Source organism: Streptomyces sp. NPDC046939 (assembly GCF_040644575.1).
Lineage (GTDB): Bacteria > Actinomycetota > Actinomycetes > Streptomycetales > Streptomycetaceae > Streptomyces.
Map to the genome: position 1 here is coordinate 85,496 of NZ_JBEYWV010000020.1, position 13,895 is coordinate 99,390.

The 13,895-nt window shown below is 72.4% G+C and carries 14 protein-coding genes; 7 read left to right on the forward strand and 7 right to left on the reverse strand.

Features of this window, described 5'->3' with window-relative positions; genetic code table 11:
• Nucleotides 1–24: 24 nt before the first annotated feature.
• Both ABZ877_RS22355 and ABZ877_RS22360 read right to left on the reverse strand, forming a co-directional pair.
• On the reverse strand, nt 25–1,029 hold the full coding sequence (locus ABZ877_RS22355) for an alcohol dehydrogenase catalytic domain-containing protein (RefSeq protein ID WP_361073915.1): 1,005 nt from the start codon (nt 1,027–1,029) through the stop codon (nt 25–27).
• On the reverse strand, nt 1,026–2,183 hold the full coding sequence (locus ABZ877_RS22360; RefSeq protein WP_361073917.1) for a mandelate racemase/muconate lactonizing enzyme family protein: 1,158 nt from the start codon (nt 2,181–2,183) through the stop codon (nt 1,026–1,028). Before ABZ877_RS22360 ends, ABZ877_RS22355 begins: the two co-directional genes overlap by 4 nt.
• A 213-nt stretch (nt 2,184–2,396) precedes the next feature.
• Here ABZ877_RS22360 and ABZ877_RS22365 point away from each other — a divergent pair, with 213 nt between their 5' ends.
• Nucleotides 2,397–3,119 carry a hypothetical protein gene (locus ABZ877_RS22365; protein ID WP_361073919.1) on the forward strand — a complete coding sequence of 241 codons (723 nt, stop codon included), beginning with the start codon at nt 2,397–2,399 and terminating at the stop codon, nt 3,117–3,119.
• A 19-nt stretch (nt 3,120–3,138) separates the two neighbouring features.
• On the opposite strand, the gene ABZ877_RS22370 is transcribed toward ABZ877_RS22365, so the two are convergent.
• Entirely contained in the window at nt 3,139–3,579 is a 441-nt protein-coding gene (locus tag ABZ877_RS22370; RefSeq protein WP_361073921.1) for a MarR family transcriptional regulator, read from the reverse strand.
• A 115-nt stretch (nt 3,580–3,694) separates the two neighbouring features.
• Between ABZ877_RS22370 and ABZ877_RS22375 the strand changes: the two genes are divergently transcribed.
• The 4 genes from ABZ877_RS22375 to ABZ877_RS22390 all read left to right on the forward strand — a co-directional run bounded on the left by ABZ877_RS22375 (nt 3,695) and on the right by ABZ877_RS22390 (nt 6,433).
• Nucleotides 3,695–4,720, forward strand: coding sequence for an NADP-dependent oxidoreductase (locus tag ABZ877_RS22375; RefSeq protein ID WP_361073923.1), 1,026 nt, complete (start codon nt 3,695–3,697; stop codon nt 4,718–4,720).
• Nucleotides 4,721–4,822: 102 nt separating this feature from the next.
• The gene (locus tag ABZ877_RS22380; protein WP_361073925.1) at nt 4,823–5,245 is read left to right on the forward strand and encodes an organic hydroperoxide resistance protein; all 423 of its coding nucleotides are present in this window, start codon (nt 4,823–4,825) and stop codon (nt 5,243–5,245) included.
• 40 nt (nt 5,246–5,285) lie between these two features.
• Nucleotides 5,286–6,083, forward strand: a complete 798-nt coding sequence (locus ABZ877_RS22385; RefSeq protein ID WP_361073927.1) for an EI24 domain-containing protein — start codon at nt 5,286–5,288, stop codon at nt 6,081–6,083.
• Nucleotides 6,080–6,433, forward strand: coding sequence for a YrdB family protein (locus tag ABZ877_RS22390; protein WP_361073929.1), 354 nt, complete (start codon nt 6,080–6,082; stop codon nt 6,431–6,433). Before ABZ877_RS22385 ends, ABZ877_RS22390 begins: the two co-directional genes overlap by 4 nt.
• Here ABZ877_RS22390 and ABZ877_RS22395 read toward each other — a convergent pair.
• On the reverse strand, nt 6,424–7,035 hold the full coding sequence (locus ABZ877_RS22395; protein WP_361073930.1) for a TetR/AcrR family transcriptional regulator: 612 nt from the start codon (nt 7,033–7,035) through the stop codon (nt 6,424–6,426). The genes ABZ877_RS22390 and ABZ877_RS22395 overlap by 10 nt on opposite strands.
• A gap of 138 nt (nt 7,036–7,173) precedes the next feature.
• Between ABZ877_RS22395 and ABZ877_RS22400 the strand changes: the two genes are divergently transcribed.
• A complete protein-coding gene (locus ABZ877_RS22400; RefSeq protein WP_361073932.1) occupies nt 7,174–9,627 on the forward strand; it encodes a glycoside hydrolase family 3 C-terminal domain-containing protein in 2,454 nt (817 codons plus the stop codon).
• Between the two features lie 22 nt (nt 9,628–9,649).
• Here ABZ877_RS22400 and ABZ877_RS22405 read toward each other — a convergent pair whose 3' ends face one another.
• Both ABZ877_RS22405 and ABZ877_RS22410 read right to left on the reverse strand, forming a co-directional pair.
• Nucleotides 9,650–10,645, reverse strand: a complete 996-nt coding sequence (locus ABZ877_RS22405; protein WP_361073934.1) for an aldose epimerase family protein — start codon at nt 10,643–10,645, stop codon at nt 9,650–9,652.
• Between the two features lie 30 nt (nt 10,646–10,675).
• Nucleotides 10,676–11,680 carry an SGNH/GDSL hydrolase family protein gene (locus ABZ877_RS22410; RefSeq protein ID WP_361073936.1) on the reverse strand — a complete coding sequence of 335 codons (1,005 nt, stop codon included), beginning with the start codon at nt 11,678–11,680 and terminating at the stop codon, nt 10,676–10,678.
• A gap of 366 nt (nt 11,681–12,046) precedes the next feature.
• Here ABZ877_RS22410 and ABZ877_RS22415 point away from each other — a divergent pair, with 366 nt between their 5' ends.
• Entirely contained in the window at nt 12,047–12,541 is a 495-nt protein-coding gene (locus tag ABZ877_RS22415) for a DUF3145 domain-containing protein (RefSeq protein WP_361073939.1), read from the forward strand.
• A gap of 68 nt (nt 12,542–12,609) precedes the next feature.
• On the opposite strand, the gene ABZ877_RS22420 is transcribed toward ABZ877_RS22415, so the two are convergent.
• Entirely contained in the window at nt 12,610–13,881 is a 1,272-nt protein-coding gene (locus ABZ877_RS22420; protein WP_361073940.1) for a beta-ketoacyl-[acyl-carrier-protein] synthase family protein, read from the reverse strand.
• Between the last annotated feature and the right edge of the window lie 14 nt (nt 13,882–13,895).

A 13,895-nucleotide genomic window follows, 5' to 3' on the forward strand; every position in this document is an offset into this window, starting at 1 on the left:
AGTGGGCGGGGCGGGGCCGGTCCGTCAGGGCCGCAGCAGCACCTTGCCGACCTTGGGGTCCCCGGACCCGACCCACTCGATGGCCTCGGCGAACCGATCGAGCGCGACCTCGTGCGTCACGAGCGGCAGGGGGTCGAGCAGCCCCGCCCCGAACGCCCGCACCGCGTGCGCCCACGCGTCGGGGGCGGCGCCGAACACGGTCCGCACCTCCAGTTGGCGCACGACGAGATCGGTCGGGTCGAGCCCGTCGGCGCCCGGCGCCGGGATGCCGGTCAGCACCAGGCGCCCGCCGCGCCGAAGGAGCGAGGCGGCGGTCCGGGCGGCCGACGCGGAGCCCGCGGTCTCGATCACGACATCGATGTCGGAGGGGAGCGGTCCGCTCCGCAGCCGGAAGTCCGTCGCCCCGAACCGCCGCGACAGGGCCTCCCGGTCGTCCCTCGTGCCGACGACGAGCAGCTCGGCCGGGGAGTGCGCGGCGAGGAACTGCACGGCGAACATCCCGAGCGTCCCCGTCCCGACCACCGCGACCCGCTCGCCCGGCCGCGCCTCGGCCTTGAGCGCGGCGGCGGCGACGCACGCGGCCGGTTCCAGGAGGGCGGCGGCGCTCAGGTCCGCGTCGTCGGGCAGCACGTGCAGCAGCCGGGCGGGCAGGACCAGCGTGGCGGCCATGGCCCCCGGCTGCGTGAACCCCGTCTCCTCGTACCCGGCGGTGCACAGTGTCGTCTCACCGGCGTGGCACCGGTCGCACACCTGGCAGTTCCGGAAGCCCTCGCCGACGACCTTGCGGCCGATCAGCCCGGCCGGCACCCCGTCGCCCACGGCGTCCACGGTCCCGGACCACTCGTGGCCCGGGGTGAGCGGATACCGGACGTACCCCTCGGGCCGGTTGCCCTGGTAGACCTCGCGGTCGCTGCCGCAGATCCCCACCGCGTGCACCCGCACCCGCGCCTCGCCCGGACCGGGCTCGGCGGGCTCGTGCGCCACGACCCGGTGCTCACCGGGCCCGTCGACGACGACCGCGCCGCTCACTGGGTCCCCTTCGGCGCGCGCTTCTCCCAGCCCTCGGCCCACAGGTCGAACCGGGCCTGCTGCTGCGGGAACTCGGCGGCCGCGTCCACGTCAAGCTCGACCCCGAGACCCGGCGCGTGCGACAGCTCGAAGTAGCCGTCCACGACCTGCGGCGCGCCCTTCACCACCTTCTTGATCTCGGCGTCCGCGAAGTCGTTGAAGTGCTCCAGGATCTTGAAGTTCGGGGTGGTGAAGCCGACCTGGAGCGAGGCCGCCGTCAGGACCGAGCCGCCCACGTTGTGCGGGGCGACCAGCATGTAGTGGGTCTCGGCGGTCGCGGCGAGCTTGCGCGTCTCCCAGATGCCGCCGATGTGGCCGACGTCGGGCTGGATGATGTCGACGGCCTGGTTCTCGAACAGCTCGCGGAACTCGATCCGGTCGTGGATGCGCTCACCGGTCGCGACCGGCATGTCCACCTTCGCGGCGACCTTCTCCAGCGCCTTGAGGTTCTCCGGCGGCACCGGCTCCTCCAGCCACGCGGGCTTGAACGGCGCGAGGTCGCGGGCGAGCCGGACCGCCGTCGCGGGGGAGAAGCGGCCGTGCATCTCCAGCATCAGCTCGGCGTCGGGCCCGATCGCGTCCCGCACGGCCTCGATCAACGAGACGGCGTACAGCGACTGTTCGTGGTCCAGCTCGAAGTGCCCGGTGCCGAATGGGTCGATCTTCAGCGCCTTGTACCCGCGCTCCATCACCGCCTGCGCGGCCTTGTGGTACGCCTCCGGGGTGCGCTCGGTGGTGTACCAGCCGTTGGCGTACGCCTTCACCTTGTCGGTGACCTTGCCGCCGAGGAGCTGCCACACCGGGACGCCGAGCGCCTTGCCCTTGATGTCCCAGCAGGCCATCTCCACCACCGCGATGCCGGACATGACGATCTCGCCGGCCCGCCCGTAGTCGCCGTACTTCATGCGCCGGACGAGATCCTCGACGGCGAACGGGTCCGACCCCACGATGTGGTTGGCCAGCGCCTCGTTCAAGTAGCCGATGAGCGCGTCGGTGTGGCCCAGCATGCGGGTCTCGCCGACGCCGGTGATCCCCTCGTCGGTGTGCACCTGGACGTAGGTCAGGTTCCGCCAGGGCGTCCCGACCACATGCGTGCTGATTCCCGTGATGCGCAAGGCGATTGCCCCCTGTGCCGATCGTTGCCGTTCGATATTTCGTCACACGTTCGAAATGCTGGCGTGACAGTAAAGACGGCCGTGCGCGGGTGTCAATGGTTCGCGCAGAGGTTCGCTGGGCAGCGTGGAGGTTCGCCCACGCCATGGTTCGCACAGAAGTTTCACAGCACCGGCTTCCTCCGTCACCGGCCGGGCGCCTAGCCTCCTTGCGTCATGGACTACTGCCACCCGTGCCGCAGGCACCTCAACGGCGCTCTCGCCTGCCCGGGCTGCGGCACCCCCGCCGACGCCGTGCGCGCCTACGCGGAGGCGCTCGCCGCGCAGGAAGGCGCGGAGGAAGCGGCGCCGGTGGAGGACGCGGCGTCCGCCGGGCCGCGCGGCCGGAGGCGTGCGCGACCGCGCGCGGCGCACCGAAGACGCCGGGGGCGCATCCTGCTTGCCACGGCCGGCCTCGCGCTCGCGGCGGGCGGGCTCAGCCTCGCGGAGCTCGGCATGGAGTCGTCGCGCGGCGGCGACGCGCAGGCGGCGCCGGACACGGCCGACGCGGGGGACACGTCGGAGGCGGGCGAAGCGTCGTCCGCGCCGGGCGGGGCCCCGGTCTCCGGAGCGCCGAGACCGGACGCGGCCTCGCCTTCGCCCGGGGCGACCGGCTCCGCCTCGACGTCCGCCTCGGCGTCGGCGTCCGCCAGTGCGAGCGCGGAGGAGAGCAGCGGCGCGCCGTCGACGGGCGGCAGCGAGAAGGGGGACGAGGACGCGCACACGGGCGACGGCGGCGGCTCGCCGGACAACTCGCCCTCCTCCGGCCCGGGTTCACCCGGCGACTCGCCGTCCGACCCACCCCCGACCAGCACGGCCCCGGACCCGACCCCCACCTCCCCGACGCCCGAACCGACCCCGACGAAGACGTGCGACCGGTTCCTGTGGTGGTGCACCTAGACACGGCCGGGCAGGGCGGCTACTCCGCCCCGATCATCGTCCTCAGCATGTCCCGCAGCGCGAGCCGCTGGTCCCGGTCGAGCCGGGCCAGCGGCTCGCGCGCGAAGTCGAGGGACTCCCGCAGGCTCAGCGCCACGCGCGCGCCCTCCTCCGTGGGCGCGGCCACCTTCACGCGCCGGTCGCCGGGCGAGGGGCGCCGCTCCACCAGCTCCCGCGCCTCCAGGCGGTCCACGATCCCCGTGACGTTCGACGGCTCGCACTTCAGCCGGTGCGCGATCTGCCGCATCGGAAGAGGTTCGAGCGCCAGCAGACTGAGCACCCGTGCCTGTGCTCCGGTCAGTCCGTGCCGCGCGGCCGCGTCCTCGTACTCCTGGTGGTAGCGCGCGACGACGGCGCCGATCAGCTCCACCACCTCAAGGGTGAGCGGATCGACGGAACGGTGCGGACGGGTGGCGGTCATGGGTCCAGGGTACCCAGTTGCTTGACATCATGAAATATTCAGAAGCATGGTTGTTTCATGTACTGAAGTACCTGTTCCGATGTACGCGAACCGCTAGCCACGTAAGGATTGCCGCATGTCCGCCGACACCCCCCAGATCCCCGCAACCGGCCGCGAATGGGTCCTGCTCAGCCGCCCCGTCGGCTGGCCCGAGCCGAGCGACTTCGAGCTGCGTGAGGCCCCGGTCTCCGAGCCCGGCCCCGGCCAGGTCCTGGTCAAGAACCTCTACGTCTCCGTCGACCCGTACATGCGCGGCCGCATGAGCGCCGCGAAGTCGTACGTGGCCCCCTACGAGCTGGGCAAGCCGATGCAGGCCGGCGCCGTCGGCGAGGTCATCGCCTCCAACGACGAGGGCATCGCGGTCGGCGACCACGTCCTGCACTTCTTCGGCTGGCGCGAGTACGCGACCTTCGACGCCAAGCAGGCCGTGAAGGTCGACCCGGACGCCGCGCCCCTGTCGACGTACCTCGGCGTGCTCGGCATGACCGGTCTGACGGCGTACGCGGGCCTGCTGCGCACCCTCTCCTTCAAGGAGGGCGACAGCATCTTCGTCTCCGGCGCGGCGGGCGCGGTCGGCAGCCAGGTCGGCCAGATCGCCAAGCTCAAGGGCGCTTCGCGCGTCATCGGCTCGGCCGGGTCGGATGAGAAGGTCAAGCTGCTCCTCGACGAGTACGGCTTCGACGCCGCGTTCAACTACAAGTCGGGCAACGTCCACGAGCTGCTGAAGGAGGCGGCCCCGGACGGCATCGACACGTACTTCGACAACGTCGGCGGCGACCACCTGGAGGCCGCCATCGCCCGTCTCAACCGCGACGGCCGCATCGCCATCTGTGGCGCGATCTCCGTCTACAACAACACCGAGCCGGCCCCCGGCCCGCGCAACCTCTCCCGCCTCATCCAGACCCGCGGCCGCATCGAGGGCTTCCTCGTCGGCGACCACTACGACCTCCAGCCGCAGTTCGTGCAGGAGGTCGGCGCGTGGGTCCGCTCGGGCGAGCTGAAGTACCGCGAGACGGTCGTCGAGGGCATCGAGAACAACCTGGAGGCGTTCCTCGGTGTGCTGCGCGGCGACAACACCGGAAAGATGGTCGTGAAGCTCTGACGCGCGCCGCGGGCGCCCGGGGATTTTCGGCATCCGATAACCTGTTTCCGTCCTGCGGATCTTAGATCTCGCTTGCCGGAAACGAATGAGGGAGTACGAGCCATGGCCATCACGCAGTCCGACGTCGTCTACACCGCCGTAGCCACCGCCGAGAACGGCCGCGACGGCCGCGTCTCGACGGACGACGGCAAGCTCGACGTCGTCGTCAACCCGCCCAAGGAGCAGGGCGGTTCCGGCGCCGGCACCAACCCGGAGCAGCTCTTCGCGGCCGGGTACAGCGCCTGCTTCCAGGGCGCCCTCGCCGTCGTCGCCCGCCAGGAGGGCATCGACATCACCGGCTCGACCGTCACCGCGAAGGTCGGCATCGGCAAGAACGACGAGGGCTTCGGCCTGATCGTCGACATCTCGGCGGCCATCCCCAACACGGACACCGCCACCGCCAAGGCCCTGGTCGAGAAGGCCCACCAGGTCTGCCCGTACTCCAAGGCGACCCGCGGCAACATCACGGTCACGCTCTCGGTCTGACCTTCTTCGTGGTGGGGGCCCGTCCCGTAAGGTTTGCGCCATGCGTGATCTCGGGGCGGGCTTCGGCTATCTGATGAAGGGGCAGCGCTGGGTTGCCCAGCACGGCAAGAAGTACGGCTGGAGCCTGCTGCCCGGCCTCATCACCCTCGTCCTGTACGCGGCGGCCCTGGTCTGCCTCGCCGTCTGGGGCGCCGACCTCGTCGACTGGTCGACACCGTTCGCCGACGACTGGTCCTCGCCCTGGGGCGGCCTCTTCCGCGGTTTCCTCACGGCCGTCCTGTTCGCCCTGGCGCTGCTCCTCGCCGTCCTGACCTTCACCGCGGTCACGCTCCTGATCGGCCAGCCGTTCTACGAGTCCCTCTCCGAGCAGGTCGACATCGCCGAGGGCGGCCACGCCCCGGAGTCCGGCCTGCCGCTCTGGCGCGAACTGTGGATCTCCGCCCGCGACAGCCTGCGCATCCTCGTCCGCGCCGCCCTGTGGGGCATCCTGCTCTTCGCGCTCGGCTTCCTGCCCTTCGTCGGCCAGACGGTCATCCCTGTCCTCGGTTTCTTCGTCACCGGCTTCTTCCTCACGGAGGAGCTGACGGCGGTCGCGCTGCAACGCCGGGGCGTCGAACTCCGCGAGCGCCTCGCCCTGCTGCGCTCCAGGAAGGGCCTCGCGTGGGGGTTCGGGGCGCCGCTCGCGGTGGCGTTCCTCGTGCCGGTGGTGGCGGTGTTCCTGATGCCGGGGGCCGTCGCCGGGGCCACCTTGATGGTGCGTGACCTGGAACCGGCCGCCCCGGACGCGGAGCGCGAGGGCGACCAGGCGGACGAGACCCCGCAAGGAACGAGCGCATGAGGACCGCGAACGCCGGCGTCCTCTTCGCCATCGAGCTGGTCGCCCTGGGCGCGGTCGGCGCCTACGGCTTCACCCGCGACGTGGCCGCGCCGCTCGCCTGGCTCTACGGGCTGCTCGGCCTCGCCGTGATGATCACGGCGTGGGCCCTGTTCGGCTCGCCCAAGGCCCGCTACAGCACCCGCGGGGCGGTACGCGTCGCCTTCGAGACGGTCTGGTTCGGCGCGGGGGTCGCGGCCCTGGCGCTGTCCGGCGCATACGTCTGGGCGGCCGTCCTCGCGGGGGTGTGCGGGGTGAGCAAGGCGCTGGCGGTGCGGTGGCAGCAGTATCCCGGGGCGCAGGCTCAGTTCTGAGGGCCAGGGGCGGGTTCGGGTTCGGGTTCGCCCAGCAGGGTCAGGAAGTCGCGGAACGCCCCCGCCATGTCCACCGCCCCCGGGTCGAGCAGCCACTGGTACTGCAGCCCGTCCATCACGGCGACGAGCAGCGGCGCCGCCCGCTCCGGCGTCAGCCCGCTCGGCAGCCGCTCCCCGTACTCGGCGCGCAGCACCTCCGCCATCGACGCGCGGACGTCGCCGTAGCGCCGGGTGAAGAACCTGCGCGCCGGATGGCCCTCGGTGACGGACTCGCCGAGCAGCGCCGAGAAGGTCTGCACGATGCCGGGCCGCATCGCGTTGTACTCGACCAGTGAACCGAGCAGGTCCAGGCGCCACCGGCTGTTCGGCACGGCGTCCCACCGGTCCCGGTCCGCGAGGACCGCGACGAGCAGCGCCTCCTTCGTCGGGAAGTGGTGCAGCAGCCCCTGCTGGGTGAGCCCGACGCGCTCCGCGACGGCCGCGAGGCTCGCGCCCCGGTACCCGCGCTCGGCGATCACTTCGAGCGCGGCCCGCAGGATCTCGGCCCGCCGCTCCTCGCTGCGGGGGGTTCTGGTGCTGCCCATGCGGTCACCGTACGACATGGCCATGGCGCACCTGGGCAGGGTTGATAACGGCAAGATAACGAAACCTACCGCTCCACAGGTGTGCGGGTGCAGGATGGAACGCGCTCAGGCACAGCCACGTACACGAGGACCGCGAACTCGATGAGGAGGGCCGGCATGGCCACCCAGGCAGACGGTTTCACCGGTGACGACAAGGGGGCCGAGGCCCGCGAGGCGGTGGTCGAGGCCGCGCTCGGCAAGCTCGACCTCGACGCCAAGGCGCGGCTGCTCGCCGGGAAGGACATGTGGTCGCTGCCCGCGCTCCCCGAGATCGGCCTCGCCCCGCTGGTGATGTCCGACGGCCCGATCGGCGTGCGCGGCGTGCGCTGGACCGCCGACGACCCCTCGATCGCCCTGCCCTCCCCGACCGCCCTCGCCGCCACCTGGGACCCCGCGCTCGCCCGCCGGGCAGGCGCGCTGCTCGCCCAGGAGGCCCGCCGCAAAGGCGTGCACGTGCTGCTCGCGCCGACCGTGAACCTGCACCGCTCCCCGCTCGGCGGGCGTCACTTCGAGGCGTACAGCGAGGACCCGCTGCTCACGGGCGCCATCGGCACCGGCTACGTCCAAGGCGTCCAGTCCGGCGGCGTCGGCACCACCGTCAAGCACTTCGTCGCCAACGACGCCGAGACCGACCGCTTCACCGTGGACAACCGGGTCTCCGCGCGCGCCCTGCGCGAGCTGTACCTGGCGCCCTTCGAGGAGATCGTCGCCAACGCCCACCCGTGGGGCATCATGACCGCCTACAACACGGTCAACGGCACGACGATGACCGAACACCGCCACCTCGTGAACGAGGTCCTGCGCGGCGAATGGGGCTTCGACGGGTTCAACGTCTCCGACTGGATGGCCGCCCGCTCCACCACCGGCGCCCTCAAGGGCGGCCTCGACGTCGCCATGCCCGGCCCGCAGACCGTGTACGGGCCCGCGCTCGCCGCCGCCGTACGCGCCGGGGAGGTTCAGGAGGCGGAGGTCGACGACGCCGTGCGGCGCGTCCTGCGGCTCGCCGCGCGCGTGGGCGCCCTCGACGGCGCCGAACCGGCCGTCACCGAGGTGCCGGGGGAGATCGACGGCGTCGCCCTGGCCCGCGAGGTCGCCCGCCGCGCCTTCGTCCTCGTACGGAACACGGACGACGTCCTGCCGCTGCGCCGGGACGCCAGGATCGCGCTCATCGGCGCCGCCGCGCGCGACGCCCGCGTCCTCGGCGGCGGCTCCGCCACCGTCTTCCCCGACCGCATCGTCTCCCCGCTCGACGGCCTGCGCGCCGTGACGGACTCGCTCACGTACGCGGTCGGGGCCGACCCCAGCGACGAACTCGACGCCGCGGGCAAGGGGTTCGAGCTGCGTGCCGTCTGCCGTGACGCCGATGGCACGGTCATCGGCGAGGGCTCGCTGCCCAGCGGCCACCTCCAGTGGATGGGCGACGACCTGCCCGCCGGAGTCACCCACGAGGCGCTGCACAGCGTCGAGATCAAGGGCACGTTCACCCCGCGCGTCAGCGGCGACCACGCCTTCGGCACGCGCGGCCTCGGCGCGTTCACCCTCACCGTCGACGGCACCGTGCTCTACGACGGCGTGCAGGCCATGGGCGACGAGTCCGACCCCTTCGAGGCGTTCTTCGGCGCCCCTCTGGAGCGGGGCAAGGTCACGCTCACCGAGGGGCAGCCGGTCGAGGTCTCCCTGCTCCACCCGCTGGACAAGTCCCTCGCCATGCCGCTGCCCGCCGTGATCTTCAGCCTCACCCACCTCGAACCGCGCCGCGACGCGGACACCCTCATCGCGGAGGCGGTCGAGGCCGCGCGCGACGCCGAGGTCGCCGTCGTCGTGGTCGCCACCACCGAACGCGTCGAGTCCGAGGGCTTCGACCGCGCCGACCTGCGCCTGCCCGGCCGCCAGGACGACCTCGTGCGCGCCGTCGCCGCCGCCAACCCGAACACCGTCGTGGTCGTCAACTCCGGCTCCCCGGTGGAGCTGCCGTGGCGCGAGGACGTGGCGGCGGTCCTGCTGTCCTGGTTCCCCGGCCAGGAGGGCGGCGACGCCCTCGCCGACGTCCTCCTCGGCGCGGAGGAGCCGGGCGGCCGACTGCCGACGACATGGGGCGCGTTCGCCGACGCCCCGGTCACCGAGGTGAAGCCGACCGACGGCCGGCTCGACTACTCCGAGGGCGTGTTCATCGGCTACCGCGCCTGGGACAAGGCCGGGGCCGCGCCCTCGTACCCGTTCGGCCACGGACTCGGCTACACCGACTGGACGTACGAGTCGCTCGACGTCACCGGTACCACGGCGACGGTCCGGGTCCGCAACAGCGGCCCCCGGCCCGGCCGCGAGGTCGTCCAGCTCTACCTCGCCCCGAGCGAGCCCGACCCGGACCGCCCCGCGCGCTGGCTGGCCGGGTTCGCGAGCGTCACGGCGGCCCCCGGCGAGACCGTCGAGGCCGTGATCGAACTCCCGCGCCGCACCTTCGAGACCTGGGACGAGGCGGCGGACGCGTGGGTGTACCAGGCGGGCCGGTACGAGCTGACCGCAGGCCGCTCGCTCACGGACGGCCGGGTCAGCGAGACGATGGTGGCGTAAGGCCGTCCCTCCGGGGTGCGGGTCAGGCCCGTACCCCGAACCCGTACACCGTCTGCGACCGGTACACCTCGCCCGGCCGCAGCACGGTGGACGGGAAGTCGGGCCGGTTCGGCGAGTCCGGGAAGTGCTGCGTCTCCAGGGCGATGCCGTCACCGGGCGCGAACGGCAGCGTCTCGTCGAATCCGTCCGAGGTGTAGAGCTGGATGCCCGGCTCGGTCGTCGCGATCGTGAGCACACGGCCGGACGCGGGGTCGTGCAGCTCCGCGATCTCCTCGGCCGCCGTGGTGACGCCCTTGTCGAGTACGTAGTTGTGGTCGTACCCGGCGCCGACCTTCCGGCTCTCCCGGAAGTCGAACCGCGTGCCGTCGACGTCCTGCGGCGCCCCGGCGGGGATCAGATGGGCGTCCACGGCGGTCACCTTCCCGGCGGCGATCCGCAGCTCATGGCCGCCGACCGCGCTCCCGGACGACGCCCCGCCCAGGTTCCAGTAGGTGTGGTTGGTGAGGTTCACGACGGTCGGCGCGTCGGTCACCGCCTCGTACGACAGGCGCAGCACCCCGCCCTCCTCCAGCGCGTACGTCGCCGTGACCGCGAGGCGGCCGGGGAAGCCCTCCTCACCGTCCGGCGAGACGAGCGTGAGGCGCAACGCGTGCTCGCCGGCCGGCTCCGCGTCCCACACCCGCTTGTCGAAGCCGCGCTCACCGCCGTGCAGCGAGTTCGGGCCGTCGTTCCGCGCGAGCTGGTGGGGCCGCCCGTCCAGCTCGAAGCGGCCGCCCGCGATCCGGTTCGCGTACCGGCCGACGAGGGCGCCCAAGTACGGCTCCGGATGGGCCAGATAACCGGCCAGATCGTCGAAGCCGAGGGCGACGGACGTCACGGCCCCCTCACGGTCGGGCGCCTCGACCGACTGCAGGATCCCGCCGTACGTCAGGACGCGTACCCGCACCCCGTCCCGTTCCAGGATCCAGCGGTGGACGTCGGTGCCGTCGGGCAGGGCGTCGAAGAGTTCGCTGCGCATGATCGAGACCCTACGCCCTGCCGGCCCGCCTCATTCGGCGGTGGTCACCCCGCGATACGCGAGCGCCGCGAGCCGCGCCTGCCCGTCCTTGCTGGGGTGGAACCAGTCCCACTGGCTCAACTGGTCCCCGTCGAACCGGTACCCGAAGACCGCCCCGTCGTCGGAGCGGCACCGCCGGTCCTTCGCGCACACGTCCTTCAGGACCTTGTTGTACGCCTCCACGCGCCGCTGCACCTCGTCGCGGCGCGCGGTCGCCGTGGCGTCCATGGCGTCCGGATCGGCCAGCATCGACCCGCAGATGCCCAGCTTCCACACCTGCTTGCCCAGCGGATTGGTCCGCCCCTGCGACCACAGCCGCTTCAGATCCGGCACGCTCATCACGTACACCTGCGCCTTGGGGGCCGTGCGCCGCAACTGCCGCAACGATTCCTCGAAGTCGGCCCGGAACCCGGCCACCGGCGTCATGGCGCCGACGGTCGGGCGGCACGCGTCGTTGGCCCCGACCATGACCGTGACGAGGTCGGGCCGCTCCGCGCCGGCCTGCTCCATCTGCGCGGGCAGGTCGGCCATCCGCGCCCCGGTCTTCGCGTAGTTCCAACTGTGCGTGCTGGCGCGGCTCTTGCCGAGCAGCCGTACCGCCAGGCTCCTCACCTTCGCGTCGCTGCCCGTCGCCCACGACACCTCCGGGCAGTCGGACAGCACCGAGCACGCGTCGAACCCACGCGTGATCGAGTCCCCCACCGCGACGAGGGACCGCGGGCTCGTGTCCCACACGGGCGTCGGCGACGGCTTCGGCTTCGCGGCCGAGGACCCGCCCGGAGCGGGGGAGTTGCCACCGGAGGCGTCACACCCGGTGAGCACACCGACACCGAGTACGGCGACGGATACGGCGGCGAGGGCCCGGGTGGCGACGGTTCGGACGGCGGTGGTGCGTGGGGCGGTGGTGCGTGGGGCGATGGTGCGTGGGGCGATGGTGGTCCGTGGGGCGGGGACAGGCCGGGTGGCGGTGTTCGATCGGTGGTTTCGCTTGCGCATCCCTTGATCCCCTCCGTCGTCCACTACGTCACCGGCCCGCCCGCGCGGCACGCGCCGCGTCGCCCTCAGCCGGGCCCTCGCCGACCGTACGCGGGGCCGGGGTTGCGCCCCGCCGGGTGAAAGGTCGGCGTTTGTACGCCCCCGGACCGACAGTACGACACACTCCTTGCGGCACCGCGCGATAGCCTCGCCCCGGGGCCCCCGGTCGACCCAGTGAGACCCCGCTGTACCGGTTCCGCTAAATTACAACACGTCAGATGTGTCCCTTTTTGTCTGGGCTCGTTGGTCCGGGCGCAAAGGGAAGAAGGCTCGGCACGGGCGCGAGGCCGCTGGAGAAGGCGACCCTCGACCCACACTGGAGGTCCGGTGACGACACGTGGAGTTCTGTACGTGCACTCCGCGCCGCGCGCGCTGTGCCCGCACGTCGAATGGGCGGTCGCGGGCGTACTAGGCGTGCGCGTCAGCCTCGACTGGATCAGGCAGCCCGCGGCGCCTGGCACCTGGAGATCCGAGTTCTCCTGGCGCGGCGAGGCGGGCACGGCCGCGAAGCTGGCCTCCGCGCTGCGCGGCTGGCAGCTCCTGCGCTTCGAGGTGACGGCGGAACCCTGTGCGAACGCCGAGGGCGAGCGCTACAGCGCCACGCCCGAACTGGGCATCTTCCACGCCGTCACCGGCATCCACGGCGACATCCTGATCCCCGAGGACCGGCTGCGCGCCGCGCTGACCCGCTCGCTCGGCGGCGAGACGAACCTGGAGACCGAGGTCGCCAAGCTTCTCGGCAAGCCCTGGGACGACGAACTGGAGCCGTTCCGCTATGCCGGCGAGGGCGCCCCGGTCCGCTGGCTCCACCAGGTGGTCTGAGCCTTTCCGGGCCGTACGCGCGAGGGCCCGCCCGGGACTACCCGGGCGGGCCCACTGCGCGAACGTACTCAGACCGTGCGGAACGCCAGCACCACGTTGTGCCCACCGAAGCCGAACGAGTCGTTCAGCGCGGCGATGCGGCCCTCGACGGGCAGCTTGCGCGCCTCGCCGCGGACGATGTCCGCGGTGGCCTCGGCCTCGGGGTCCAGGTTCTCCACGTTGATCGTCGGCGGAGCGATCCGGTGGTACAGGGCGAGGACGGACGCCACGGTCTCGACGCCGCCGGCGCCACCGAGCAGGTGCCCGGTCATCGACTTCGTCGCGGAGACGGCGATGTGGTCGGCGTCGTCACCGAAGACCTTGCGCAGCGCCTTCAGCTCGGCCACGTCACCGGCGGGCGTCGAGGTCGCGTGCGCGTTCACGTGCACGATCTCGGCCGGGTCGAGGTCGGTGTTGGCCAGCAGGTTCCGCAGGGCCTGCGCGATGCCGCGGCCCTCCGGCTCCGGCTGGACGATGTCGTGGCCGTCGGCGGAGATGCCCTGGCCGACGGCCTCCGCGTAGACGCGGGCACCGCGCGCGGCGGCGTGCTCGGCCGACTCCAGGACGATCACGCCCGCGCCCTCACCGAGGACGAAGCCGTCCCGCGCGGTGTCGTAGGGGCGCGAGGCACCCTGCGGGTCGTCGTTGTTCTTGGACATCGCCATCATGTTGCCGAACGCGGCGATGGGCAGCGGGTGGATGGCCGCCTCGGTGCCACCGCAGACGACGACGTCGGCGCGGCCGGTGCGGATCATCTCGATGCCGTAGCCGATGGCCTCGGCGCCGGACGCGCAGGCGGAGACCGGGGTGTGCACGCCCGCCTGGGCGTTCACCGCCAGGCCCACGTTGGCGGACGGGCCGTTGGGCATCAGCATCGGCACGGTGTGCGGGGAGACGCGGCGGACGCCCTTCTCCTTCAGCACGTCGTACTGGTCGAGCAGCGTGGTGACGCCGCCGATGCCGGAGGCGATGACAGCGCCGAGCCGCTCGGGCTCGATGGAGTCGTCCTCGCCGGCCTTGCCGGTGAAACCGGCGTCGGCCCAGGCTTCCTTGGCGGCGATCAGGGCGAACTGCGCGGACCGGTCCAGCTTGCGGGCCTGCGGGCGAGGAATGACCTCGCTCGGGTCCACGGCTGCCGTCGCCGCGATACGGACCGCCTGCTCGGCGGCCCACTCCTGCTCCAGGGGCTTGACACCGGAACGTCCGGCGACCAGGCCCTCCCAGGTGCTTGTCGCGTCGCCACCCAGCGGTGAGGTTGCGCCGATACCGGTGACGACCACGGTGCGATTGGTCGAGCTCACAGGAATTCTTTCTC